The sequence below is a fragment of the Sphingomonas vulcanisoli genome (assembly GCF_011761305.1).
Classification (GTDB): domain Bacteria; phylum Pseudomonadota; class Alphaproteobacteria; order Sphingomonadales; family Sphingomonadaceae; genus Sphingomonas_I; species Sphingomonas_I vulcanisoli.
In genome coordinates this window covers 1-17,792 of sequence record NZ_JAAOZC010000002.1, presented here as the reverse complement: position 1 = coordinate 17,792, position 17,792 = coordinate 1, and the positions used below count along the sequence as shown (strand labels likewise).

The following is a 17,792-nucleotide window of genomic DNA, read 5'->3' as shown; positions in this document are numbered from 1 at the left end:
CGGGGCAGTCGCGCGAGACTGTGCGAAGCTGATTGCTTCCGGGCGTGTCGTGCGAGTGGGCTGCGGTGGCCGCGGCAAGCGGGCCACGTACGCGCTGGCAGTCCGGCCATGACCAGCGTCGGCGCCGAACTCCCGCGGCAGATGGCGCGCGCGGCACGCAAAGTTTCCGGCCTGGCGGCCGCCGGCGCTGACCATCGAATCGTCGAGGCGCTCCTCGTGACGATCGAATGCGCCGCCGAAGCGATCGCGGAGCAGGATGTCGTCGCCCACTTGCGGTGCTTCGAAGATTTCAAGGCGCTCAGCATATGATCGGCCGTCCTCTCTCCCGCGTGGAGCGCTTGAAGAAGATCCATGCGGCGCGGCCGCCAGTCGAGCCGGTGCCGCATGTTTCGTTTGCCGATGCGGAGGCGCGCCGCGAGCGCGCTCGCGAAAAAGCGGCCACCAAGTCGGCGGAGCGGCGGAAGGCCGCCCCGCCAACCACATCCCGCAGCGCCTCCGCCACTACACGGAAGCGTCAGCAACCTGCGTCGCCCACGGGACATGCGCTCGCGACGCCTCACCAAAGCGCCGGAGCTGCCATCATGGATAGCGTCACCACCGTACCGCTCAAGAAACTGACCCTGTCGGACCGAAACGTCCGCGAGACCGTCGTCAATCGTGACGTGGCGGATATCGCCTCCGCCATTGAGGCCCGCGGCCTCGATCAGAATCTGATCGTCATCCCGTCCGGCCGCGCGGGCAATTTCGAGGTGATCGCCGGCGGCCTGCGCTACCGTGCGCTTCTGAAGCTGCTCGCCGAGAAGAAGGTCCGCAGCGATTTGCCCGTCGCCGTGAAGGTCGTCGCGGCCGAGGACGCGCGCGTCATCAGCCTGTCGGAAAATATCGATCGCGTCGCCATGAACCCGGCCGACGAGATACGCGCATTCGCGGCGATCCACGCCGAACATGCGAACGAGGTTGATCCGGTTGCGTTCGTCGCGCGCCGCACCGGCCGAAGCCGCGACATCGTCGAGCAGCGCCTGCGCCTCTATAAGCTGCCCGCTGAGATCCTCGACGCACTTCGTGAGGCGAAGATCACGGTCGCGGCCGCGAACTCCTATGGCGCGGTACCCGACCCGGACCTGCAGCTGCAGGTCTTCAAGGCCGAAGAGGCGCGCACCTTCGGCGACAAGCACCGTCCGAGCTCGGTTCGCGACGCGCTGACCATGCGCACGCTCCCGGTCGACTGCCCGCGCGCGCGATATGTTGGCCTAGACGCTTACCTTGCTGCCGGCGGCCGCACTGCCACCGATCTCTTCATGGGCGCCGATGCCCGAGAGGCGCTGCTCGACCCGAGCTTGCTCGAGCGTCTCGCCAAGGAAAAGGCGGAAGACGAGCTCGGCCGCCGCGTCCAGCGCGACGGCTTCGCGTCCGGCCTGCTCGTCAAGGGCCTCTTCCAGCTCAGCGAATGGCCGCAGCTCCCGAAGGGGTATCGTATCGGCGGCCGCGCCCGTGATCCCGAGACGCAATCAGTTCTGCCCGCTTTTGAGGTGCGGCCGACGGCGATTGGCATCTACGGCGTCGCCCTCGGCTGTCTCTCGCCGATTGGCTGGCTCGAGCCCGAAGCGGCGGTGGTGGTGGCGGATGAGCCGTCCGGCACGCCACGCCTAGCTGAGCGACACGAGGCCTATTTTCCTGCAGGTGGCGCCGGTGGCGATCGCGCGCCCCGCCCAGGGCAGGAGCTGCACGATCGAGCTCTTGAATTGGTGGCCGCGCGGATCGCTGCGGAGCATATTGTCGGGGAAACCTTCGCCGACAATGCGCAGTGGCCTAACGAGAAGCACGGCTTCGTCCCGCCGATCGACACCGCGATCGGCGATGACGACACGATCCTGGTCACCGTCCAGATTCGCGTCTCGCGGGCCGAGCTCGAGGCTCACATCCACGAAGCCGAAGAGCAGATGGAGGCCAACGCCCAAGCGAACGACCGCGTGGCCGAGGCTGGATCCGAACCTCCGGATAGCGGGGGGGGGGGCAAACGACGAGCCTTCGCGCACGCCGATGATGGAGGCCGCTGATGCGTGACGCTCAGCAGCTGCAGCAGCAGTGCGACGACTTCAATGCCCGTTACCCGGTCGGGCAAGCTGTCTCCATGCGCCATGATGCCGGCGACGAGCGCGTCACCAAGACGCGATCGAAAGCGGAAGTTTTGTCCGGCCACGCGGCGGTCATCTGGCTTGAAGGTGTGAGCGGATGCTACCTGCTCGACCGCATCACTCCCCTCGTCGGGCAGGAGGCGGCGTGATGGGCGCCACCACTGTCGCGGGACCGGGCGCGGCCAAATATCAGCACGGCCGCGTGCTGTCCGATACGCAGATCGACGAAGCAGCCGCGCTGCGCGAGAAGGGATGGAGTCTCGCTCGCATTGCCCAACGGTTCGAGGCGAGGGGACTGAAGGTCAGCCAGTCCGCCATCGCTTGGCAGCTGCTGCGCGTCGGTGCGGATCTTCCAGCCCATCGTCGTGGTCCGATACCGGCGCCTCGGCACTGCATGCGCAGCGGATACCCTGTCCGCCACTTCACGCCTGAGGAAGATGCGCAGCTGCTCGCGCTCGAGGCTGAAGGTCGGCGCAACGGTGAGATCGCGAAGGCGCTCGGCCGCCGCGAGAACAGCATCCGCGGACGACTTATGACGCTCGCTCGTCGACAAGCACGTGCGGAGGACGTAGCATGAAGCGCCGCTACACCACTGTTGAAGTCGAGATATCCGACGTCATTGACGATCTCACAAACGATGACGTGCGCGAGATGGCGGCCGCGCGCGGCATATCAGTCGGCATCCCTTCGTTCGATTTGATCGAGGAAATCAGGCTCGAACTGCTGCGGGGAAAGGCCCAGGCGGCACTCGCGCTGATCGACAGCCATCAAAACGCGCAGCGAATTCCTGAAGCTCATCGGCAGCATCAATTTCAATTGACGAGGTTGAACTCATGAGGGCGGCCGCCAAGCGCCGGCGCCCGATTCCCGTCGCGCCGCCCGACTTGGGCGCCAGCGTCACCGTCATCACCCGCAAGTGCGGGATGCTGAAGGTCGGCGACGGCTTCGGCATCCACCTCAACGCCAAGCCGAGCCGCTTTCACCTCGCGATGATGGAGCGGTTCTTCGGCTGGACTTGGGTCGACGACTCCGCGCAGCTGACGGGGGAAGCTAATGGCTGACCTCATAGCTGCCGACCAGCTCCGCCTTTTCATCGAGCGCATCGAGCGCCTCGAGGAAGAGAAGAAGGGCATGGCCGACGATATCCGCGACGTTTACAACGAGGCGAAGTCCCAGGGCTATGACGTCAAGACCATGCGCGCGGTCGTGCGGCTCCGCAAAATGGAGAAGCACGCGCGCGACGAGGCGGACGCGCTGCTCGACACCTACAAAGCCGCGCTGGGGCTGTCATGAGCAGGGCGATCGATCCCGACTGGGCCGGGCGGCGCGTGCGCTTTACGCTGCGCAGCCGTCTCGGCGGTGCCCGCGAAATCGAAGCGAAGGTGCTCCGCCACCGCACCAACTGCTACGCCGGCGGGGGCCAGAGCGATCGCGGTTGGCTCGACACGATCGACGATACCGGCATCGAGCGCAGCGCCCGTGTCACCCAAGTGACGGTGATCGCATGACTTGGGCCCAGCGTGCCGACGAGCTGATCGCGCAGATCCACGACGATCTGCCAGCCGACGCCTCCTTAGACGCTCGTCGCCGCGCGCTGCGATCGAAGGCCTGGGTATTCCACGGCGGCACGTCATGGGGGCGCCGCGTCTGGTCCGCGCGATCGCAGAACTATTTGGTCCGACATGGCGCCAAACCGCGCAAGCCGCACCCCGAAGGAAAGCTGTTCGCGCCCGACATCGTGTTCCCGTGGCGGAAGGGTGAACAGCCATGATCATGAACGGCAAGAGCCGGGCGACCTTTGCCCATCTTTTGAAGCCGTTCCTCGAAGGCAAGGGAACGGTCACGCTGTCCGCGGCGCGTCATCAGCTCCACTGCCTGATGCCCGACGCCGCGCATCAGATCGATGGCAAAGAGACGAGCCACATTCTGCGGCGCGCTGGGTTCGCCCGCGCCTATGGGCCCGCCGCGGAGCGCGTTGCCCTGTACAAGCGGGTGAGCGCATGAAGGCGCTAACGCTCTGGCAGCCCTGGGCGTCGCTTGTCGTCGCGGGCGCAAAGCCATTCGAGTTCCGCAGCTGGCGACCACCCGCCGCGCTGATCGGCCAACGCATCGTCATCCACGCCGGCGCGCGCAAGCCGAGCAAGGTCGAAGTCGAGCAGCTGCTCAAGCTCCTGCGCGCCGGCGGCCGCTATGCGGCCGCGACCGCGCTGCTGCCGATCGAACACGCGATCGCCGTCCTGCAGCTGGGCGAATGGCCGCTTGCATGCGGGTTAGGCACGGCGATCGTAGGTGAGCCGCGCAGCGGCGCCGAGATCGGCGCCGACTTGGGCGCGCTGAAAGTCAACGACAGCGACCGCGACTATCACTGCAATTGGGGTTGGCCAATGCTTGAGATCGAGCGCTGGGCGGAGCCGGTGCCGATGCGCGGCGCAATGGGCCTGTGGGCATGGCCTGAGCCGGAAGCGATGTTCGCATGAGCCGGCCGATCAACATCGACGTCTCGAATTGGGCGCCTTTCAACCCAAGCGATCCACACGACGCAATGTGCGAGCGGGAGCGTCAGGCCTTCACCGCCTATACGCTCAAGCGGCTGCAGAAATGCCCGAAGACGGGCAGCGACGAGACGGCCATTTGGACCGGCGGCTTGATGTCGATCGTCCAGATTATCTTCGCGCAGCACGAAAATCTTCCGCCGGAGGCAGCGCGAGATGCCCTGCACCAGGCGCTCGATTTTGCATGGCTGCAATGCTCGACGATCTTTCCGCCCGCCGAGGGGATGAACTGATGCGGCACGCTACATCGACCAACCGCGACGCGCGTGGCGGTTGCTTCGTCCGCCACCCCGATGAGATGAGCCGCCGTGATCGCGCCTGGGCGAGAATCCGCCGCGCGCTGGTGCGCCTGATCATCGCTCGCATGCGGAGCACCTCAGAATGACGCAGGAGACGATCGAAATCGCCGGTGTGGAGGTCGCCGTCGTTTCGCAGGAGGAGTGCGAGGCGGCGGAGATGGTCGTTTGCGTGCGCAAGGGAGCTTTCTCGCCGTTCGCGGACAATGTCGAAGCACCGTGCGCTTGGTGCGGTGAAACGGTGATCTTTCGTCCCTACGCGCCGATCAAGCCGCCGAAGGTCTGTATGCAATGCGTTGCCGATCGCTTCCTCGGCGAGACCCAATGATGCTGAGGCTTGGGGGAAGCATCGATGACGTGCCGATCGGCGTCGACCTAGATCGGCTGATCGGCGGTCACGCGGCGATCGTGGCGAACAGCGGCGGGGGCAAGAGCGGGCTTCTACGCCGTCTTCTCGAGGCCACGCACGGCCAGGTGCAGCATATCGTCCTCGACATCGAGGATGAGTTCTACACGCTCCGGGAGCACTTCGATTATGTGATCGTGGGGGGTGAGGGGGCGGACGCGCCCGCGACGATCGCCGGCGCCGCGCAGCTCGCGCGCAGCGCGCTCGAGCATGGCTTCTCGCTGATCGTCCAGCTCAACGACTTTGGCGCCCAGGCGCCGGAATATGTCGCACGCTTTCTGGAAGGACTGATGTCGGCCCCGCGCGAGCATTGGCATCCACTGCTGGTGGCGATCGATGAGGCGCAGCGGTTTGCGTCGGCCAAATATCCGACCGAGGCGCTGCCTGCCGTCACCGACCTGGTGAGCCGCGGCCGAAAGCGCGGCTTCACCGCAGTGCTCGCAAGCCTTCGTCTCGCGGACAGTATCGCGCCGGCGATACGGGGCATGTGCAACAATTGGCTGCTCGGCCGCGTGGGTCAATCGGTCGATCGCAACACCATGGCCGACCAGCTCGGCTTCACGCCCGCCGAGGGGCGCGAAAAGCTCCGCGGGATGGAGGTGCGGTTCTTCTGGGGGCTGGGCCCGGCGATCTCGGCCGAGCCCGTGTTGTTCCGTGTCGACGACGTCGAGACCACCCCGATCAAGTCGGGCCAGGCGCGCGTGCCGACGCCGCCGGCGGCCGAGGCGCTCCGCGATATCCTTGCCGCGCTGGCCCCGCCACCAGCGCCGATAAGCGATCCCTCGATCCCCGCCGATCCGACCGAGGCCTACCAGGTCGGCACAGCTGCAGGCGCACTGCTCGTCGAACGCGATCGGCGTATCGCCGAGCTCGAAGGCGAGCTTGCGCACGAGACACAACGCTGCGGCGAGCTTGAGCAGCTGCTCCGCCGGCATCGCCGCATCGTAGCCGAGGCGCATGGCGCTCTCGGCAAGCTATTCGTCGAGGAGGGCGAGCAGATCCGCCATCTTCGGCCGGACGAGGCACCGGCGGTGGTCGCCGAGGCCGCGGGGGGCGAATCCAGCTCAAGGGTGCCCCCCGCGCATGCCCACAAACAAGGATCCTCCGCCGGCGCCGCCCCCCAAACTGGCGCCGGTAGAGGCGCGGCGGGCGCAGCGAGTGCCCCTCCCGAGCCCGCCGCGGATAAAGCAGCGCGCCGATCGGCGCCACGACCCCCAGGCGAGGTCGAACCGCTTAACTCTGCGGCAATCGATATGGCCGCCGTGCTCAAAGGTAACTCGCCAGGCGATTGGAGCTGGGATGAGCTCGCTCTGGTAACGGTGCGACGCCCGGGGAGCGGCTACCTCGGCAAAGCACGCAAGGCGATCGTCGATCGCGGTTGGATCGAAAAAGCAGCCGAAGGTCGGTTCTATGCCAGCGCCGCGCTTATAGCCGATGCCCAGATCCCGAGCAGGGAAATAACGCCGATCGATGAATTGGTGGCGCTGTGGGCGGAAATGGTGCGCGGACCAGGCGGCGAGATCCTGAACGACATCGTGTGCAACGGTCCGGCGACCAAGGAGGTGGTCGGCCGCCGTATAGGTAGAGCGCACACGTCCGGCTGGTTCGGCAAGGGTATGAAAGACCTTACCCGATCGAACCTGGTGACGGTTGTGAATGGAGAGCTCACGCTCAATCCTCTGCTCATCGAGGAGGACGCCTGATGCATCCCCTCCTCGCCGATCTGGCCGACACCATTGCCCGCGAGATGGCGCGCGCGGATGCTGCGGCCCTCACCACCACCGATTCCCGGGAAATGCCATGCTCCGCTGCGCCATCTACGCTCGCTTCTCGTCCGACCGCCAATCGGAAACCTCGGCCGAGGACCAGATCAGCGTCTGTCGTGAGCGCGCCGAGCGCGAAGGATGGCGCGTCGTCGAGGTCTACAGGGATCTCGCCATCTCGGGCGCCAACATCCGCAGGCCCGACATGACGCGGATGATGAAAGACATCGTCGCCGGCCGCTTCGACATCGTCCTGGCGGAGGCGCTCGATCGACTTGCGCGCGACCAGGAGGATATCGCCGGGATCTACAAGCGCGCGCATTTCGCTGGCGCGCGGATCTTCACGCTGGCTCAGGGGGAGGTCAGCGAGCTGCACATCGGCCTCGCTGGCACGATGGATGCGCTAGAGCTGAAGAAGCACGCCGAGAAGGTGCGCCGGGGCGCGCGCGGCGCGTTGAGCCGCGGCCTTATCCCCGGCGGCATCGCCTATGGGTATGCGCCGGATCGCAAGCTGCGCGACGACGGCACCGTCGATCGCGGCCGCCGGCGCATTGTCGAGGAGGAGGCGATCGTTATTCGGCGCATCTTTCAAGAATATGCCGACGGCATAGGCCCACGCGAGATCGCCAAACGCCTGAACGCTGACGGGATCGTGGCGCCTCGCAGCGCCGAATGGCGCGGCAACACCATCGTCGGCGGCGCCGGCCGACGCACGGGAATCCTGCGAAATCCCGTCTATGTCGGCCGCTATGTCTGGAATCGCGTTCACATGGTCCGCGATCCGGAGAGTCGGAAGCGCCTGTCGCGGGTGAATGACGCGGCCGAGCTTCATTCGGTCGAGGTGCCGCAATTGCGCATCGTCGACGACGTGCTCTGGGAGCGCGTCCAGGAGCTGCTCGGCGCGCTGGGTCGCACGAACCTCCCGCATCGCCAGCGGCCGCGCCATTTCCTTTCTCGCCTCGTCCTTTGCGGTCAGTGCGGCGCAACCTACCAGGTCATCGATCGCGACCGATGGGGATGCTCACGACACCGTGAGAAAGGCACCTGCGCGAACGGCCAGCGGATCGCCGGCGCCGAGCTCGAGGCGCGCGTGCTGCACGGCCTGCAGGAGAAGCTGCTCGCGCCCGACGTGCTGCAGCTCGTCGTGAAGCGCTACCATGACGAACAAACGCGGATCCGCCGCTCGGATGGCGCCGTGCGGGCGCATCTTGAGCGCAAGCTCCGCGCGATCGACGAGGCTATCGATCGCCTGGTCGCGGCGATCGCCGACGGCGCGAGCGGCTTTGCCCAGGTCAAGGAAGCGCTGACGGCCAAGCAGCAGGAGCGGGAGCGCCTCGAGGCTGCGTTAAGCGAGCTGCAGGCGCCGTCTGTGATCGCGCTCCACCCGCAGATCGTCGACGCGTACCGGAAGCAGATCGCCAGCCTGGCGCAGACGCTGCGCAGCCGGGAAGTCAACGACGCCACAAGCGCGGGCAAAGTGCGCGGGCTCATCGATCGGATCGTCGTCACGCCGGCCGAGGACCACAATGCGATCGAGGTCACCGGCTCGCTGCACGCCGTCATCGGCATGGCAGAAGCCCAACAATCCCCAAGGAGGGGAGTTTCCCATCGTCGGGGGTCATTGATGGTAGCGGAGGAGGGACTTGAACCCCCGACCCCAGGATTATGATTCCCGTGCTCTAACCAGCTGAGCTACTCCGCCCCTAAGAGGGACGGGCGCCTATAGGAATGCTCACAGATGCGGTCAAGGAACTCCCACGCGATCGCGTCGTTCGCCGCCCGATGCTTTGGTGAAATTTGCGAGAGGGCGACCCATGGAACTGGATACACCGCTAGAAACAATCTGCCGCCTCATCATCCGCGCGCGCGAGATGGAGGCGCAGGTTCCAGACAACGACAGCGACGACGAAGCGGATCCTACCGATTCGGACGATGAATTCGCGGTGATGGACGATGATGCCAACGAAGCGGTGGAGGAGGAGATTTTCGCGCTGCTCGATGATCTCGGCGATGATCAGGTGCAGGAGATCCTCGCGCTCGCCTGGGTCGGCCGCGGCACCTACGATGCCTCCGAATGGGCGGAAGCGCTGGAAGCGGCGCGCGATCCCGATGCCGAGGAGCCGATCGATCAGCTGATGGAGATCCCCAATCTCGCGGCGCTGCTGGATCTGGGGCTCGCCGCTTTCGATCTTAGCTGCGATGGCATCGGCCAGATCGATTGAGGAGATATATCCTCCCCCGCCAGGGGGAGGTGGCGCGCAAAGCGCGTCGGAGGGGGCGGACGCGAAGGATCAACGATCCGCAGGCCTCCTCCTTCGTCAGCTACGCTGACACCTCCCCCTGGCGGGGGAGGATTGATCTCGGGAATGGCGGTCCAACCCGCCCTTTCAAAATGGTCCTCGAAAGCCTATATTGCACGCTTGTTCGCGGCATGGTGCCGCCACATATGGAGATAGCGCTATACCACCCCCGATGATGCGCCGCCCGCTGGGCGCGCCGCCGCTGCCGCTGAACGGCCCCCGCTTCAACGAGTTCATCCAGAGCCAGAAGGTGCGGGTGATCGACGAGAACGGCGAGAATCTGGGCGTGATGTACACGCGCGAAGCGATGGAGCAGGCCAAGGAGATCGGCCTCGATCTGGTGGAGGTTTCGCCCAACGCCGATCCGCCCGTCGCCAAGTTCCTCGATGTCGGCAAATATAAGTATGAGACGCAGAAGAAGGCGAACATCGCCCGCAAGTCTCAGAAAACGCAGGAGATCAAAGAGATCAAGATGCGTCCGAACATCGACGATCACGATTACAACACCAAGATGAAGAAGGTGTTCGAATTCCTCGAAGAGGGCGACAAGGTGAAATGCACCCTGCGCTTCCGCGGCCGTGAAATGGCGCATGGCCAGCTCGGGATGCTCGTCCTCCAGCGTGTCCAGGCGGACACCGCCGAAGTCGCCAAGGTCGAGCAGTTCCCGCGCATGGAAGGCCGTCAGATGCTGATGGTGATCGCGCCCAAGAACTGAGGCGCTGCCGCGCCGAACAAAGAAGGCCGTCCGGGTTCCGGGCGGCCTTTTCTATTCGGGGAAGACTACCGTCGTCGCGCCATTCAGCAACACCCGATCGTCGAGGTGGTAGCGCACCGCGCGCGCCAGCACGCGCCGCTCGATATCGCGGCCCTTGCGGATCAGATCCTCGGGCGTGTCGCGGTGGCTGACGCGCTCGATATCCTGCTCGATGATCGGCCCTTCGTCGAGATCGGCGGTGACGTAATGCGCGGTCGCGCCGATGATCTTCACGCCGCGGCCATGCGCCTGATGATACGGCTTGGCGCCCTTGAAGCCGGGCAGGAAGCTGTGGTGGATGTTGATGCAGCGGCCCGAGAGGAAGCCCGCGAGATCGTCCGACAGGATCTGCATATAGCGGGCGAGCACGACAAGATCGGCGCCGCTCTCGCTGACCAGGGCCTTGATCCGCGCTTCCTGCGCGGGCTTGTCCTGCTTGGAAACGGGCAGATAATGGAACGGGATACCGCTGAAATCGAGATGATCGAAGGTCTCGAGAGGGTGGTTCGAGAGGATACCGACCGGGGTCATCGCCAGCTCGCCGGTCCGCCAGCGGTACAACAGATCGGCCAGGCAATGATCGAAGCGCGAGACGAGCAGCATCACCTTCTGCGGCGCGGCGGCATCGCGCAGCCGCCACTCCATCGCGAACTGTTCAGCCACAGGCGCGATCTCCGCCCGGAGTGCCGCCAGATCGTCCCCGCCCGTAACGGGACGGAATCGGATGCGCGCGAAGAAGCGACCGGTCAGCAGATCGTCGAACTGCTGGGCGTCGAGGATCGTATGGCCGGCGGCGAACAGCGCGCCGGATATCGCAGCGACGATCCCCGGCTGATCGGCGCAGGTGAGGCGGAGGACAAAATCGGGCATAAGCCCCTTTAGGATCGCCGCGCCGGCATCGTCATGCAAAATCCTACCCTGGAAGGGGAGGTGGCGAGCGAAGCGCGTCGGAGGGGTATCCCGGTATCGTGAGGGTGACACCCCTCCGTCAGCCCTGCGGGCTGCCACCTCCCCTTGCAGGGGAGGATTTAGGCATCCAAACCCTAGAATGTCGCGCGCGTCTCGAACCCGCTCAGCACCTCTGCGGGCGCATCGTCACTCACCACAACATCGCTCACCCGCGACGCCGGCGATCCCTCCCACGCCAGCCGCACCATCGCATCGATCGTCTCGCTCGGCCCCTGCACCACCGCCTCAACGCTGCCATCCGCTCGATTGCGCACCCAGCCATCCAGCCCCAGCCCCGCCGCCCGCTCGGCGAACCAGGCGCGATACCAGACATTCTGCACCTTGCCGGTGATCGTGAGGCGGCGGCGGATCATGAGGGTCTAACGAGGAAGGCGCGGGCCGTATCCCAAATCCACCGTCATCCCCGCCTGCGCGGGAATGACGATGAGAGCTCCCGAGCCAGCCTTACAGCTTCCCGGTCAGCTCCGGCACGATCTTGAACAGGTCGCCTACCAGGCCGATGTCCGCCACCTGGAAGATCGGGGCGTCCTCATCCTTGTTGATGGCGATGATCGTCTTTGAATCCTTCATGCCGGCGAGGTGCTGGATCGCGCCGGAGATGCCGACCGCGACATAGACTTCGGGGGCGACGATCTTGCCGGTTTGGCCGACCTGATAATCGTTGGGCGCATAGCCGGCATCCACCGCCGCGCGGCTGGCGCCGACGCCCGCGCCGAGCTTGTCGGCGAGCGGATCGATCAGCTCGTGGAAGGTTTCGCTGGAGCCCAGCGCACGGCCGCCCGAGACGATGATCTTCGCACTGGTCAGCTCGGGCCGTTCCGATTTGCTGATCTCCGCGCCGACGAAGCTCGCCAGACCTGAATCGCTGCCCGCCGAGACCGGCTCGATCGTGGCCGAGCCGCCTTCGCGTTCCGCCTTGGCGAAGGCGGTGCCGCGCACGGTGATCACCTTCTTGGCGTCGCTCGACTGGACGGTGGCGATGGCGTTGCCCGCATAGATCGGGCGGGTGAACGTGTCGGCGCTCTCCACCGAGAGGATGTCGGACAGCTGCATCACGTCGAGCAGCGCGGCGACGCGCGGCGCGACATTCTTGCCGATCGAGGTGGCAGGCGCGACGAACGCATCATAGCCGGCCATCAGTTCGACGATCATCGGCGCGACATTCTCGGGCAGCGCGTGATCGAACGCGGCATTATCGGCGACCAGCACCTTGGCGACGCCCGCGATCTTCGCGGCCGCCTCGGTGACCCCGCCGACACCCGCGCCCGCGACCAGCGCATGGACCTCGCCGAGCTGGCCTGCGGCGGTGACGGCGGACAGCGTCGCGTCCTTGACCGCGCCGCCCTCATGCTCGACCCAGACCAGCACGCTCATGCCACGACTCCCAACGCCTTGAGTTTGCCGACCAGCTCATCGACGTCGGCGACCTTGACGCCCGCCACCCGCTTGGGCGGCTCGGCGACCTTGAGCGTCTTGAGCCGGGGCGTGATGTCGACGCCGTAATCGGCGGGCATCTTGGCGACGAGCGGCTTGCTCTTGGCCTTCATGATGTTGGGCAGCGAGGCGTAGCGCGGCTCGTTGAGGCGCAGATCGGTGGTGACGATCGCGGGCAACTTGAGGCTGACCGTCTCCAGCCCGCCATCGACTTCGCGCGTCACCGCCACCGTATCGCCCGATACCTCGACCTTGGAGGCAAACGTGCCCTGCGGGCGCCCGGTCAGCGCCGCCAGCATCTGGCCGGTCTGGTTGCTGTCGTCGTCGATTGCTTGCTTACCGAGCAGCACCAGGCCGGGCTGCTCCTCATCGAACACCGCCTTCAAAATCTTGGCGACACCCAGCGGCTCGACCTCGTCATCGGTCTGCACCAGGATCGCGCGATCGGCGCCCATCGCCAGCGCGGTGCGCAACGTATCCTGCGCCTTCTGCACGCCGATCGATACCGCGACGATCTCGGTCGCGACGCCCTTTTCCTTGAGCCGGATCGCTTCCTCGACCGCGATCTCGTCGAACGGGTTCATGCTCATTTTGACGTTGGCGAGATCGACGCCGCTGCCGTCCATCTTCACCCGCGGCTTCACATTATAATCGATCACCCGCTTTACGGGCACCAGGATCTTCATCGACGCATCCTCTTAAACGGCTGCACTCGCCGCCTCACGTCTCCGCTTCCAAGCTTCGACAGCGAATGCAAATGTGAAGTTGCAAAGTTGCGAAACCGCACTTTGCAAACTCACCGATTGATCAAGCGTTACGCCGCCTTCTTCACCTCGGCGACGATCTTCTTGGCGGCGTCGCCCAGATCATCGGCGGGGACGATCGGCAGGCCCGAATTCGCCATGATCTCCTTGCCAAGCTGGACGTTGGTGCCTTCGAGGCGGACGACCAGCGGCACCGAAAGGTTCACTTCCTTGGCGGCGGCGACAATGCCTTCGGCGATGACGTCGCACTTCATGATGCCGCCGAAAATGTTGACCAATATGCCCTTCACGTTCGGATCCTGGAGGATGATCTTGAACGCCGCGGTCACCTTCTCCTTGTTGGCGCCGCCGCCGACATCGAGGAAGTTGGCCGGGAACATGCCGTTCAACTTGATGATGTCCATCGTCGCCATCGCCAGCCCGGCGCCGTTGACCATGCAGCCGATGTCGCCATCCAGCTTGATGTAGGCGAGGTCGTACTTGCTTGCCTCGACCTCGGCCGGATCCTCCTCGGTCTCGTCGCGCAGCGCGAGAATATCGGGGTGGCGGTAGAGGCTGTTCGAATCGAAGCTCACCTTGGCATCGAGCACCAGCAGCTGACCGTCGGTAGTTTCGACCAACGGATTGACCTCCAGCATCGCCATGTCGGTGGCGAGGAAGGCGTTGTAGAGCTGCTCGGCGACTTTGGCCGCCTGCTTGTTGAGATCGCCCTTGAGTTTGAGCGCGAAGGCGACGGCGCGGCCATGGTGCGGCTGGAAGCCCTCGGCGGGATCGATCGTGATCGTCTGGATCTTCTCGGGCGTATCATGCGCCACCGCTTCGATATCCATGCCGCCCTCGGTGGAGACGACCATCGCGATGCGGCCCGACGCGCGATCGACGAGCATCGAGAGATAATATTCCTTGGCGATATCGGCGCCATCGGTGACGTAGAGACGGTTGACCTGCTTGCCCGCTTCGCCGGTCTGGATCGTCACCAGCGTGTTGCCGAGCATCTCACCGGCATTGGTGCGGACGTCGTCCAGCGTCTTGGAGAGGCGGACGCCGCCCTTGGCGTCAGGGCCCAGCTCCTTGAACTTGCCCTTGCCGCGCCCACCCGCATGGATCTGCGCCTTCACCACATAGAGCGGCCCGGGAAGCTGCTCGGCGGCCTTCACCGCATCCTCGACGCTCAGCGCCGCGAAGCCCTTGGGAATGGCGACGCCGAACTTGGCCAGAACTTCCTTGGCCTGATATTCATGGATGTTCATGCGGGGGGTATCTCCCTTGAGGCGCGCGGGACTCTGGCCCGGAATTGCCGCGCCTAAAGCATATACCGGCGAGTAAAGGCAAGCGCGGCCCTCGCACTTGCACAATCACCGGGGTAAGGGGGCAGCATGTCTATCGCTGCCGGCCTCGCGCTCTTTTTCGGCACCATCGCCCTGATGGAGGGCGTGGCCTATGCCGCGCACCGCTGGGTGATGCATGGTCCCGGCTGGTTTCTGCACGAAAGCCATCACCGCCACCGCGCGGGCGCGTTCGAGCTCAACGATCTCTATGCGGTGATCTTCGCGCTGCCGTCGATCGTGCTGCTGGCGGGCGGGGTGCGCTGGCACTGGTGGCCGGGGTTCATCTGGATCGGGGCTGGCATCGCTGGTTATGGCGCGATCTACTTCGGCTTCCACGATTGGATCGTCCACCAGCGCCTGCCCGGCCGTTATGTCGCGCGATCGCCCTATATGAAGCGCATCGTCCAGGCGCACCGGCTGCACCATGCGGTGGAGACCAAGGCGGGCACGGTGAGCTTCGGCTTCCTAGTCGCGCCCAAACCCGAGGCGCTCAAGGCGGAGTTGAAGCGGCGCGAGCGGGCAGGGGTGCGGGCGCCGCGCTAGGGACGGATGAAGAGGGTGAACGACGCGATGTGGTTCATCCGGTTGTTGGGTCCGCGATCGTTGAGCGCCTGGTTCATATAGCCTGCTTCCAATGTGGATTTGCCCGCCAGCGGCAGCTCCAGCCCAACGAAGCTGCGGAGCTGATCGAGGCCCGCAGGCGCGCTCCAGAATTGCGAATTGAGCGCCACGAACGGCTCGGCCCACAGCAGCGCGCGGGGAGTCTTGCCCTCCGTCAATGCGTGGCTCCATCGAATCATCGATCGCACCCGCACCACGTCGCCCGGCCGGCGGGAGAAGCTACGATGCTCGATCCGGGTGCGCGTGGAAAGCTTGCCCCCGGCGACCTCACCCATCTGCCACATCAGCTGGATGAACGGCCGCTCCTCATTATTGTCCCGCCCCCCCGCGACCGGTACGAGCATATGGAGATAGCCCGCATAGACGCCGAGGTTATCGGTCACCTGCAGCCCGATCCCGCCGCGAAGCAGCAACTGGCTGAGCCGTGTCGCGCCGTCGGCGAAGCGCGGTTGTGCCTCCAGGAAGTAAAGCCCGCGCTTGCCGAAGCTGCTCATCAGCGTGACGTTGCCCCATAGCTGCCCATCCTGGGTGGTTTCGGCGGAGGCGGCGGTGGCGGAGCAGAGGGCGGCGGCGGCGAACAGGATCTTACGCATGACCGCACCCTATTGAGGGGGATCTCCGGCAATTCCAGTTACGAAATGTTGCTCGTTCGTGGGCGGGTCCAGAGCGCGGTTCGATCGAACGCCGGCTCGGCTCGCCACGCATCCACCGCCGCTATGGCCGCCCAGCGCAGCTTTTGTGCCCGGGATGTGCTGACCCGCGCATCCCATGCCCGCGCCCCACGCCGCGCCACTTCGCGCGCGATGCCGCCGTAGATGCCCGCCGCCGCGAGTACCGCCCAAGCCGATCGATAGGACAAGCGCGCCGCACCCGCCCGTGCGCTCGCTTCATAGAGCGCCGCGCGATCGGCGAGGCGCTCGCCGAGCACCGCCAGCTTCGCGCGATCGGCCATCACCGCATCCGGCGCGATCCCGATCTCGGCCAGCCAGTCGCGCGGCAGATAGCAGCGGCCGACGCTTGCATCCTCACCGATATCGCGCGCGATATTGCCGAGCTGGAAGGCGATGCCGAGATCGCACGCGCGGTCCAGCGTGTCGGTCTCGTCCGGCCGCACGCCCATCACCAGCGCCATCATCACCCCCACCGCGCCCGCGACATGGTAGCAATACCGATAGAGATCGCTCTCGGTCTGCGGCTGCCACCCGACCGAATCGAGCGCGAACCCCTCGATCACATCGAACGGCAGCGAGGCCGGGATCACGCATTCGGCGGCGACGATGCCCAGCGCATCGAACGCCTGCTCCCCCGTCCGCTCGCCCGCCAGCGCGCGCGCGGTCAGCGCCCGCATCGCCTCGATCCGGGCGGGCGCGTCGGATACGGCGGTCATGCCGTGGCCCATCTCCTGGCCATCGGCGATATCGTCGCAGGCGCGGCACCAGGCATAGAGCAGCCACGCGCGCTCGCGCAGATCGGGCGCGAACAGTTTGGAGGCCAGCGCGAAGCTCTTGGAGCCTTTGTCGATCGAGACTTTAGCCGCCGCGACGAGCTCTTTTCTAAGCCCCTCCCCTTCAGGGGAGGGGTTGGGGTGGGGGAGTCGGGCAAGAAGCTCGCTTCGCTCGCCCCCACCCCCAACCCCTCCCCTGAAGGGGAGGGGCTTTTCGCCGCTCAAAGCTGGCTCGCCTTCATCTGGGTGATCGTGGTCAGCGGCTGCTGCGCGGCCATCTTGGCCAGAAGATCGTCGAGATCGTCGCTCGCGATCAGGATGTCGCGGTGCTGGGGCCGGAGGAAGCCGACCTCGGACATCTTTTCCGCGAAGGTCAGCAGCCCGTCATAATAGCCTGCGACGTTGAGCAGCCCGACCGGCTTGGTATGATAGCCGAGCTGCGCCCAGCTCAGCGCCTCCCACAATTCGTCCATCGTGCCGGTGCCGCCGGGCAAGGTGATGAAGCCGTCCGAAAGATCGGTGAAGGCCTGCTTGCGCTGGTGCATGGTCTCGACCACCTGCAGCTCGGTCAGCCCGCGATGCGCGACCTCCAAATTGACCAGCGCGGTCGGGATGATCCCGATCACCTCGCCGCCTGCCTCTAATGCGCTATCCGCGATGGCGCCCATCAGCCCGAGCCGCCCGCCGCCATAGACCACGCCGATGCCGCGCTCGGCGAGCGAGCGGCCGACGTGGCGGGCGGAGTCGATGAAGCAAGGGTCTGCGGGCGAGGCTGAGCCGCAATAGATGGCAAGGCGCTTCATATCTCCCACTCCCCTTCAGGGGAGGGGGTCGGGGGGTGGGGGAGTCGGGAACGGGATGCGCAACAGTCTCGGGCGTGGGGGGGGGCCCCCCCCCCCCCCCCCCCCCCCCCCGGGGGGGGGGGGGGAATAAAAAAAAAAAAAAAAAAAAAAAAAAAAAACAAAGCCACAACAACCCACCAACACGACAACGACGACACCAACATACCCAGCCACCACCCCCCCC

At 65.6% G+C, this 17,792-nt stretch carries 28 protein-coding genes, 1 tRNA gene and 1 pseudogene; 19 read left to right on the top strand and 11 right to left on the bottom strand.

The genetic code is table 11. The annotated features are described in order from the left end of the window. Nucleotides 1-108: 108 nt before the first annotated feature. From FHS31_RS04000 to FHS31_RS16360, 16 genes and pseudogenes are all read left to right on the top strand, one after another. Nucleotides 109-309, top strand: a complete 201-nt coding sequence (locus tag FHS31_RS04000) for a hypothetical protein (RefSeq protein ID WP_167072090.1) — start codon at nucleotides 109-111, stop codon at nucleotides 307-309. After that, nucleotides 306-2,057: a ParB/RepB/Spo0J family partition protein gene (locus FHS31_RS03995; protein WP_167072089.1), complete on the top strand. Its 1,752-nt coding sequence runs from the start codon at nucleotides 306-308 to the stop codon at nucleotides 2,055-2,057. The genes FHS31_RS04000 and FHS31_RS03995 overlap by 4 nt, the downstream gene beginning before the upstream one ends. Beyond that, the gene (locus FHS31_RS03990; protein WP_167072088.1) at nucleotides 2,057-2,284 is read left to right on the top strand and encodes a hypothetical protein; all 228 of its coding nucleotides are present in this window, start codon (nucleotides 2,057-2,059) and stop codon (nucleotides 2,282-2,284) included. The genes FHS31_RS03995 and FHS31_RS03990 overlap by 1 nt, the downstream gene beginning before the upstream one ends. Further along, entirely contained in the window at nucleotides 2,281-2,712 is a 432-nt protein-coding gene (locus FHS31_RS03985) for a hypothetical protein (protein ID WP_167072087.1), read from the top strand. Before FHS31_RS03990 ends, FHS31_RS03985 begins: the two co-directional genes overlap by 4 nt. Next, a complete protein-coding gene (locus FHS31_RS03980) occupies nucleotides 2,709-2,972 on the top strand; it encodes a hypothetical protein (protein ID WP_167072086.1) in 264 nt (87 codons plus the stop codon). Before FHS31_RS03985 ends, FHS31_RS03980 begins: the two co-directional genes overlap by 4 nt. Next, nucleotides 2,969-3,196: a hypothetical protein gene (locus tag FHS31_RS03975; RefSeq protein WP_167072085.1), complete on the top strand. Its 228-nt coding sequence runs from the start codon at nucleotides 2,969-2,971 to the stop codon at nucleotides 3,194-3,196. The genes FHS31_RS03980 and FHS31_RS03975 overlap by 4 nt, the downstream gene beginning before the upstream one ends. Further along, a complete protein-coding gene (locus FHS31_RS03970; RefSeq protein ID WP_167072084.1) occupies nucleotides 3,189-3,428 on the top strand; it encodes a DUF2312 domain-containing protein in 240 nt (79 codons plus the stop codon). The genes FHS31_RS03975 and FHS31_RS03970 overlap by 8 nt, the downstream gene beginning before the upstream one ends. Continuing rightward, a complete protein-coding gene (locus tag FHS31_RS03965; protein ID WP_167072083.1) occupies nucleotides 3,425-3,643 on the top strand; it encodes a hypothetical protein in 219 nt (72 codons plus the stop codon). Before FHS31_RS03970 ends, FHS31_RS03965 begins: the two co-directional genes overlap by 4 nt. Beyond that, nucleotides 3,640-3,906 carry a hypothetical protein gene (locus FHS31_RS03960; protein WP_167072082.1) on the top strand — a complete coding sequence of 89 codons (267 nt, stop codon included), beginning with the start codon at nucleotides 3,640-3,642 and terminating at the stop codon, nucleotides 3,904-3,906. The genes FHS31_RS03965 and FHS31_RS03960 overlap by 4 nt, the downstream gene beginning before the upstream one ends. Next, the gene (locus tag FHS31_RS03955; RefSeq protein WP_167072081.1) at nucleotides 3,903-4,139 is read left to right on the top strand and encodes a hypothetical protein; all 237 of its coding nucleotides are present in this window, start codon (nucleotides 3,903-3,905) and stop codon (nucleotides 4,137-4,139) included. Before FHS31_RS03960 ends, FHS31_RS03955 begins: the two co-directional genes overlap by 4 nt. After that, on the top strand, nucleotides 4,136-4,612 hold the full coding sequence (locus FHS31_RS03950; protein WP_167072080.1) for an ASCH domain-containing protein: 477 nt from the start codon (nucleotides 4,136-4,138) through the stop codon (nucleotides 4,610-4,612). Before FHS31_RS03955 ends, FHS31_RS03950 begins: the two co-directional genes overlap by 4 nt. Further along, nucleotides 4,609-4,920 (top strand): hypothetical protein, encoded by a 312-nt coding sequence (locus tag FHS31_RS03945; RefSeq protein ID WP_167072079.1) that lies wholly within the window; start codon nucleotides 4,609-4,611, stop codon nucleotides 4,918-4,920. Before FHS31_RS03950 ends, FHS31_RS03945 begins: the two co-directional genes overlap by 4 nt. Beyond that, complete coding sequence (locus FHS31_RS03940; protein ID WP_167072078.1) at nucleotides 4,920-5,072, top strand: hypothetical protein; 153 nt, start codon at nucleotides 4,920-4,922, stop codon at nucleotides 5,070-5,072. The genes FHS31_RS03945 and FHS31_RS03940 overlap by 1 nt, the downstream gene beginning before the upstream one ends. Further along, nucleotides 5,069-5,311, top strand: a complete 243-nt coding sequence (locus tag FHS31_RS03935) for a hypothetical protein (RefSeq protein WP_167072077.1) — start codon at nucleotides 5,069-5,071, stop codon at nucleotides 5,309-5,311. Before FHS31_RS03940 ends, FHS31_RS03935 begins: the two co-directional genes overlap by 4 nt. Then, nucleotides 5,308-7,092 carry a helicase HerA domain-containing protein gene (locus FHS31_RS03930; protein ID WP_167072076.1) on the top strand — a complete coding sequence of 595 codons (1,785 nt, stop codon included), beginning with the start codon at nucleotides 5,308-5,310 and terminating at the stop codon, nucleotides 7,090-7,092. Before FHS31_RS03935 ends, FHS31_RS03930 begins: the two co-directional genes overlap by 4 nt. Beyond that, nucleotides 7,046-8,197, top strand: a pseudogene (locus FHS31_RS16360) (recombinase family protein); the annotation flags it as partial. The gene FHS31_RS03930 and the pseudogene FHS31_RS16360, both read left to right, overlap by 47 nt. Here FHS31_RS16360 and FHS31_RS16355 read toward each other — a convergent pair. The 3 genes from FHS31_RS16355 to FHS31_RS03920 all read right to left on the bottom strand — a co-directional run bounded on the left by FHS31_RS16355 (nucleotide 8,174) and on the right by FHS31_RS03920 (nucleotide 8,854). After that, nucleotides 8,174-8,359, bottom strand: a complete 186-nt coding sequence (locus FHS31_RS16355) for a hypothetical protein (protein WP_243843274.1) — start codon at nucleotides 8,357-8,359, stop codon at nucleotides 8,174-8,176. The pseudogene FHS31_RS16360 and the gene FHS31_RS16355 overlap by 24 nt on opposite strands. Before the next feature lie 138 nt (nucleotides 8,360-8,497). Further along, the gene (locus tag FHS31_RS16350; RefSeq protein WP_243843273.1) at nucleotides 8,498-8,737 is read right to left on the bottom strand and encodes a hypothetical protein; all 240 of its coding nucleotides are present in this window, start codon (nucleotides 8,735-8,737) and stop codon (nucleotides 8,498-8,500) included. Nucleotides 8,738-8,777: 40 nt separating this feature from the next. Beyond that, nucleotides 8,778-8,854: transfer RNA gene (locus FHS31_RS03920), tRNA-Met, on the bottom strand. Nucleotides 8,855-8,966: 112 nt separating this feature from the next. Here FHS31_RS03920 and FHS31_RS03915 point away from each other — a divergent pair. Continuing rightward, nucleotides 8,967-9,374, top strand: a complete 408-nt coding sequence (locus FHS31_RS03915) for a DUF3775 domain-containing protein (RefSeq protein ID WP_167072075.1) — start codon at nucleotides 8,967-8,969, stop codon at nucleotides 9,372-9,374. Between the two features lie 250 nt (nucleotides 9,375-9,624). Beyond that, nucleotides 9,625-10,167: a translation initiation factor IF-3 gene (infC, locus tag FHS31_RS03910; RefSeq protein WP_167072074.1), complete on the top strand. Its 543-nt coding sequence runs from the start codon at nucleotides 9,625-9,627 to the stop codon at nucleotides 10,165-10,167. A 51-nt stretch (nucleotides 10,168-10,218) separates the two neighbouring features. On the opposite strand, the gene purU is transcribed toward infC, so the two are convergent. The 5 genes from purU to sucC all read right to left on the bottom strand — a co-directional run bounded on the left by purU (nucleotide 10,219) and on the right by sucC (nucleotide 14,623). Then, nucleotides 10,219-11,076, bottom strand: coding sequence for a formyltetrahydrofolate deformylase (gene purU / locus FHS31_RS03905; protein WP_167072073.1), 858 nt, complete (start codon nucleotides 11,074-11,076; stop codon nucleotides 10,219-10,221). A 173-nt stretch (nucleotides 11,077-11,249) separates the two neighbouring features. Beyond that, the gene (locus tag FHS31_RS03900) at nucleotides 11,250-11,528 is read right to left on the bottom strand and encodes an acylphosphatase (protein WP_167072072.1); all 279 of its coding nucleotides are present in this window, start codon (nucleotides 11,526-11,528) and stop codon (nucleotides 11,250-11,252) included. A 91-nt stretch (nucleotides 11,529-11,619) separates the two neighbouring features. Next, on the bottom strand, nucleotides 11,620-12,549 hold the full coding sequence (locus tag FHS31_RS03895) for an electron transfer flavoprotein subunit alpha/FixB family protein (protein ID WP_167072071.1): 930 nt from the start codon (nucleotides 12,547-12,549) through the stop codon (nucleotides 11,620-11,622). After that, complete coding sequence (locus FHS31_RS03890) at nucleotides 12,546-13,295, bottom strand: electron transfer flavoprotein subunit beta/FixA family protein (protein ID WP_167072070.1); 750 nt, start codon at nucleotides 13,293-13,295, stop codon at nucleotides 12,546-12,548. Before FHS31_RS03890 ends, FHS31_RS03895 begins: the two co-directional genes overlap by 4 nt. 128 nt (nucleotides 13,296-13,423) lie before the next feature. Next, entirely contained in the window at nucleotides 13,424-14,623 is a 1,200-nt protein-coding gene (sucC, locus tag FHS31_RS03885) for an ADP-forming succinate--CoA ligase subunit beta (RefSeq protein ID WP_167072069.1), read from the bottom strand. Nucleotides 14,624-14,749: 126 nt separating this feature from the next. Between sucC and FHS31_RS03880 the strand changes: the two genes are divergently transcribed. Next, entirely contained in the window at nucleotides 14,750-15,244 is a 495-nt protein-coding gene (locus FHS31_RS03880) for a sterol desaturase family protein (protein WP_167072068.1), read from the top strand. Here FHS31_RS03880 and FHS31_RS03875 read toward each other — a convergent pair. The 3 genes from FHS31_RS03875 to FHS31_RS03865 form a co-directional block, all read right to left on the bottom strand. After that, complete coding sequence (locus tag FHS31_RS03875) at nucleotides 15,241-15,915, bottom strand: DUF2490 domain-containing protein (RefSeq protein WP_167072067.1); 675 nt, start codon at nucleotides 15,913-15,915, stop codon at nucleotides 15,241-15,243. The genes FHS31_RS03880 and FHS31_RS03875 overlap by 4 nt on opposite strands. A gap of 38 nt (nucleotides 15,916-15,953) precedes the next feature. Continuing rightward, nucleotides 15,954-16,844: a phytoene/squalene synthase family protein gene (locus FHS31_RS03870; RefSeq protein ID WP_341786297.1), complete on the bottom strand. Its 891-nt coding sequence runs from the start codon at nucleotides 16,842-16,844 to the stop codon at nucleotides 15,954-15,956. A gap of 143 nt (nucleotides 16,845-16,987) precedes the next feature. After that, complete coding sequence (locus FHS31_RS03865; protein ID WP_167072065.1) at nucleotides 16,988-17,569, bottom strand: LOG family protein; 582 nt, start codon at nucleotides 17,567-17,569, stop codon at nucleotides 16,988-16,990. Between the last annotated feature and the right edge of the window lie 223 nt (nucleotides 17,570-17,792).

Excerpts from the sequence above, each read along its gene's own strand:
- FHS31_RS04000 (WP_167072090.1), top strand. The coding sequence starts at position 109 with ATGACCAGCGTCGGCGCCGAACTCCCGCGGCAGATGGCGCGCGCGGCA.
- FHS31_RS03995 (WP_167072089.1), top strand. The coding sequence starts at position 306 with ATGATCGGCCGTCCTCTCTCCCGCGTGGAGCGCTTGAAGAAGATCCAT.
- FHS31_RS03990 (WP_167072088.1), top strand. The coding sequence starts at position 2,057 with ATGCGTGACGCTCAGCAGCTGCAGCAGCAGTGCGACGACTTCAATGCC.
- FHS31_RS03980 (WP_167072086.1), top strand. The coding sequence starts at position 2,709 with ATGAAGCGCCGCTACACCACTGTTGAAGTCGAGATATCCGACGTCATT.
- FHS31_RS03975 (WP_167072085.1), top strand. The coding sequence starts at position 2,969 with ATGAGGGCGGCCGCCAAGCGCCGGCGCCCGATTCCCGTCGCGCCGCCC.
- FHS31_RS03970 (WP_167072084.1), top strand. The coding sequence starts at position 3,189 with ATGGCTGACCTCATAGCTGCCGACCAGCTCCGCCTTTTCATCGAGCGC.
- FHS31_RS03965 (WP_167072083.1), top strand. The coding sequence starts at position 3,425 with ATGAGCAGGGCGATCGATCCCGACTGGGCCGGGCGGCGCGTGCGCTTT.
- FHS31_RS03960 (WP_167072082.1), top strand. The coding sequence starts at position 3,640 with ATGACTTGGGCCCAGCGTGCCGACGAGCTGATCGCGCAGATCCACGAC.
- FHS31_RS03955 (WP_167072081.1), top strand. The coding sequence starts at position 3,903 with ATGATCATGAACGGCAAGAGCCGGGCGACCTTTGCCCATCTTTTGAAG.
- FHS31_RS03950 (WP_167072080.1), top strand. The coding sequence starts at position 4,136 with ATGAAGGCGCTAACGCTCTGGCAGCCCTGGGCGTCGCTTGTCGTCGCG.
- FHS31_RS03945 (WP_167072079.1), top strand. The coding sequence starts at position 4,609 with ATGAGCCGGCCGATCAACATCGACGTCTCGAATTGGGCGCCTTTCAAC.
- FHS31_RS03940 (WP_167072078.1), top strand. The coding sequence starts at position 4,920 with ATGCGGCACGCTACATCGACCAACCGCGACGCGCGTGGCGGTTGCTTC.
- FHS31_RS03935 (WP_167072077.1), top strand. The coding sequence starts at position 5,069 with ATGACGCAGGAGACGATCGAAATCGCCGGTGTGGAGGTCGCCGTCGTT.
- FHS31_RS03930 (WP_167072076.1), top strand. The coding sequence starts at position 5,308 with ATGATGCTGAGGCTTGGGGGAAGCATCGATGACGTGCCGATCGGCGTC.
- FHS31_RS16355 (WP_243843274.1), bottom strand. The coding sequence starts at position 8,359 with ATGCGCCCGCACGGCGCCATCCGAGCGGCGGATCCGCGTTTGTTCGTC.
- FHS31_RS03915 (WP_167072075.1), top strand. The coding sequence starts at position 8,967 with ATGGAACTGGATACACCGCTAGAAACAATCTGCCGCCTCATCATCCGC.
- infC (WP_167072074.1), top strand. The coding sequence starts at position 9,625 with ATGATGCGCCGCCCGCTGGGCGCGCCGCCGCTGCCGCTGAACGGCCCC.
- purU (WP_167072073.1), bottom strand. The coding sequence starts at position 11,076 with ATGCCCGATTTTGTCCTCCGCCTCACCTGCGCCGATCAGCCGGGGATC.
- FHS31_RS03900 (WP_167072072.1), bottom strand. The coding sequence starts at position 11,528 with ATGATCCGCCGCCGCCTCACGATCACCGGCAAGGTGCAGAATGTCTGG.
- FHS31_RS03895 (WP_167072071.1), bottom strand. The coding sequence starts at position 12,549 with ATGAGCGTGCTGGTCTGGGTCGAGCATGAGGGCGGCGCGGTCAAGGAC.
- FHS31_RS03890 (WP_167072070.1), bottom strand. The coding sequence starts at position 13,295 with ATGAAGATCCTGGTGCCCGTAAAGCGGGTGATCGATTATAATGTGAAG.
- sucC (WP_167072069.1), bottom strand. The coding sequence starts at position 14,623 with ATGAACATCCATGAATATCAGGCCAAGGAAGTTCTGGCCAAGTTCGGC.
- FHS31_RS03880 (WP_167072068.1), top strand. The coding sequence starts at position 14,750 with ATGTCTATCGCTGCCGGCCTCGCGCTCTTTTTCGGCACCATCGCCCTG.
- FHS31_RS03875 (WP_167072067.1), bottom strand. The coding sequence starts at position 15,915 with ATGCGTAAGATCCTGTTCGCCGCCGCCGCCCTCTGCTCCGCCACCGCC.
- FHS31_RS03865 (WP_167072065.1), bottom strand. The coding sequence starts at position 17,569 with ATGAAGCGCCTTGCCATCTATTGCGGCTCAGCCTCGCCCGCAGACCCT.